Origin of the sequence: Nocardioides sp. (assembly GCF_024509035.1) — a bacterium.
Lineage (GTDB): Bacteria > Actinomycetota > Actinomycetes > Propionibacteriales > Nocardioidaceae > Nocardioides.
Map to the genome: position 1 here is coordinate 1 of NZ_JANINT010000217.1, position 3569 is coordinate 3569.

The window sequence follows — 3569 nt, forward strand, 5'->3', positions numbered from 1 at the left end:
GGTCGATGCGCCGGACGGCCTCGACCAGGCGCTCCTCGGCCAGCCGCCCGGAGCGTACGGCGGCCACGATCGCGGCCCGGATCTCGCGCACCAGCGCGACGTCCTTGTCCGCGCCGATGCACAGCAGGTCGGCACCGGCGGCCAGCGACAGGACCGCAGCCTCGGGGATGCCGCGGCCGGCGGACGCGCCGGCCATGTCGAGGGCGTCGGTGACCAGGACGCCGTCGAAGCCGAGTCGTTCACGCAGCAGTGCGAGGACCGGCCGGCTCAGCGTGGCCGGCAGGTCGGGGTCGACAGCCGGCACCACGATGTGCGAGGTCATCACCGAGGCGACGCCGGCCTTGACGGCCGCGGCGAACGGGACCAGCTCTCGAGCGAGCAGGGTCTCGAGATCGACGTCCACGGTCGGCAGCGCGAGGTGGCTGTCCTGGGCGGTGTCGCCGTGGCCGGGGAAGTGCTTGGCGCACGCGGCGACGCCGGCGCTCTGCAGCCCGGCGACCCAGGCCGCGACGTGCTCGGCCGCCCGGCGGGCCTCGGCGCCGAAGCTGCGGGTGCCGATCACCGGGTTGTCGGGGTGGCAGTTGACGTCGGCGACCGGCGCGAGGTCGAGGTCGATGCCGGCAGCGGCCAGCTCGGCGCCGACGGCCGCGCCCGTGGCCCGAGTCAGGTCGAGGTCGTCGGCCGCACCGAGCGCGGCCGGCCCGAGCACCGGGCTGAGGCCGCCCGCATGCAGCCGCGTGACGTCGCCGCCCTCCTCGTCGACCGAGACCACGGCGTACGGCGCGGCCGCGTGGATCGCGGCGGTCAGCTCGACCACCGCGGCGACGCCGTCGGCGGTGTTGCTGCCGAACAGGCAGACCCCGCCGAGCCCCTCGGCCAGCAGGTCGGCGGCGTCGCGGGTGAGGGCGGTGCCGGGGAAGGCCGGCATCAGCACGCGCAGGGCCAGCTCCTCGACGGACAGGTTCTCGGGGGTGCTCATCCCTTCACCGACCCGGACGTGAGGCCCGCGACCATCCGGCCCTGGACCAGCAGGAAGAAGATGACGACCGGGATCGCGATCAGCGTCGAGCCGGCCATGATGCCGCCCCAGTCGGTGCCGCGGTTGACGTCGGTGAACGTGCTCAGCCACAGCGGCAGCGTCTTCTTGTCCTCGCGGGTCATCACGACGACCGCGAGCGTGAACTCGTTCCAGGCCTGGATGAAGCCGAAGACGCCGGTCGCGACGAGCCCGGGGGCCAGCAGCGGGAAGGTGACCTTGAAGAAGGCCTGCACCCGGGAGCAGCCGTCGATCATCGCGGCCTCCTCCAGCTCGAACGGGACGCCGGCGACGAAGCCGCGCAGGGTCCAGATCGTGAAGGGCAGCACCGAGGCGATGTAGACCAGGCTCAGGCCGACGACGGTGTTGAGCAGGTTCATCCCCTCGAGCATCTTGTACTGGGAGATGAACAGGCCCTCGACGGGGATCATCTGGATCACCAGCAGCGCCACGATGAACGACTTGCGACCGCGGAAGCGGAATCGCGAGACCGCGACGGCGGCGAGGAAGGCGAAGGCCAGCGCGACCGCGATCGTCAGCAGGGTGACCATCAGGCTCATCTTGAGCGCGTCGAGGAACTGGCCGCCGTCGAAGACCGTGCGGTAGTTGTCGAGCGTGCCGCCGAACGGCACCCAGGTCGGGTCGGGGTTGCGGATCTTGTTGCGCGGCAGCAGCGAGCTGTTGACCATCCAGTACACCGGGAAGACGCACATCAGGAACGCGACGATCCCGACGATGTTCGCCGTGATCCGCACCGGGCGGCGGGTGGGGCGGGCCATGTCAGTCGTCCTCCTGACGGAGCATCGCCCAGACGTACGGCGCGGTCAGCACGACCGTGAGCACCAGCATGAAGAGCGCGACCGCGGCCGCCATGCCGAAGTCACCGCCGCCGATGCCGAGGCGGTAGATGTAGGTGCCGAGCAGGTTGGTGTCGCGGGTGCTGCCGCCAGCCTGCTGGAGCACGTAGATCTGGGTGAACACCCGCAGGTCCCAGATCACCTGCAAGAGGCCGACCACGAGCAGCACCGGGCGGATGCTCGGCAGGACCACCGCGCGCAGCCGCTGCGCGGGCCCGGCGCCGTCGATCTCGGCGGCCTCGACCATGTCCTCGGAGACCTGGGTGAGCGCGGCGTACACGGTGAACGCGACGAAGGGCACGCTCATCCACACCACGATGACCGTGGCGACGAAGAAGAACGACATCGGGTTGAGCAGCCAGGGGTGCCCGGCGTAGTCGATGCCGCTCTTGGTGAGCACCCAGTTGATGACGCCGTACTGCGTGTCGAAGAGCCACTGCCAGACCGTCAGGGTCGCCACGACGGGCATCGCCCAGGCCAGCAGCATCCCGGTCTGCAGCAGGATGCGCACCGGCTTGGACATGTGCTGCATCAGCAGCGCCAGGCCGACGCCGACCACGAGGGTGACCACGGCGTTGACGAGGCAGAACAGGAGCGAGCGCAGCGCCACCTTCCACAGGTAGGGGTCGCTGAGCAGCTCCCGGAAGTTCTCCAGGCCGACCCACTCCGGCGGGGTGCCGAACTGCTGGGCGAGCCCGAACTTCTGGAACGCGAGCACCACCTCGCGCGCCAGCGGGTAGCCGAGGGCGACGAGCAGCGCCGCGACGGCCGGCAGCAGCAGGCCGTACGGCAGCGGGCTGCGCCGTGGCCGCGGCGGGCGGACGGTGGTGCTCATCGTCTCCTCCTTCCTGGTCCGGTGGTCGAGCCTGTCGAGACCATGGCACGCCGCGGCCGGGGCGGCGACGCAGAGCGCCGCCCCGGCCGGGGTGGTGTGACGTGCTGTGGTGCTGTCGTGCTGCGGTGCGGAGTGCGGACGCTCAGCCGTTCAGCTGGGGGTTCATCTGCTCGTCGGCCTTGGCCGCGAGCTCCGCGACGTCGCCGCCCTGGGCGATCGCGCTGAACATGTCCTCGAGCACCCGCGAGCCCTCGACGGTGGCCCAGCCGGGAGCCGCCGGCGTCAGCTTGGCGTTGGACGCCGCCGCGATCGTGGCCTGGGCGAAGGCGTCGTCACCGAGCAGCGAGGTGAGCGAGTTCTTGGCCGGGGTGAGCCCGTTCTCGGCCATGATCGTCTGGTAGTCGTCGCTCAGCATCAGCGCGACGGCCTTCTGGGCGAGCTCCTGGTTCTGCGACTTCGCGGCGATCGCGATGTCGGAGCCGCCGAGCAGCACCGGAGCGGGCTGGCCGTCGGAGCCGGGCAGCGCGAAGACGCCGACCTTCTCGGCCAGGTCCGGGCAGCCGGTCTTGGGGTCGTTGAGCAGGCCCATCACCCAGCCCGGCGCCGACATCATGCCGACCTCACCGGCGCAGAACGGGGTCTGCGGGTCGGCCTCGTTGCCGTCCTTGGGCGCACCCGAGGCCTCGGTGAAGAGCTTCTGCGCGGTCTCGAGACCGGCGATCGACTCCGGGGACTCCAGGGCACCGGTCCACTCGCCGCCGTCCTCGGTCGCGAGGTCGCCGCCGGCGTCCCACACGAACGCGACGCCGTTGCGCCAGTCCTGGCCGGGCAGCCAGAAGCC

4 protein-coding genes are annotated in these 3569 nt (G+C 71.4%); all 4 read right to left on the reverse strand.

Annotated features, from left to right (window positions below; translation table 11 throughout):
- On the reverse strand, nucleotides 1-979 hold a 979-nt coding region (locus tag Q0L15_RS15485; RefSeq protein WP_296605349.1), incomplete at its 3' end, for a glycoside hydrolase family 3 N-terminal domain-containing protein.
- Complete coding sequence (locus Q0L15_RS15490; RefSeq protein ID WP_296605350.1) at nucleotides 976-1815, reverse strand: carbohydrate ABC transporter permease; 840 nt, start codon at nucleotides 1813-1815, stop codon at nucleotides 976-978. The genes Q0L15_RS15490 and Q0L15_RS15485, both read right to left, overlap by 4 nt.
- Nucleotide 1816: 1 nt before the next feature.
- The gene (locus tag Q0L15_RS15495; RefSeq protein WP_296605351.1) at nucleotides 1817-2728 is read right to left on the reverse strand and encodes a carbohydrate ABC transporter permease; all 912 of its coding nucleotides are present in this window, start codon (nucleotides 2726-2728) and stop codon (nucleotides 1817-1819) included.
- Nucleotides 2729-2870: 142 nt separating this feature from the next.
- The coding region (locus Q0L15_RS15500) for an extracellular solute-binding protein (RefSeq protein WP_296605352.1) at nucleotides 2871-3569 on the reverse strand (699 nt) is incomplete at its 5' end.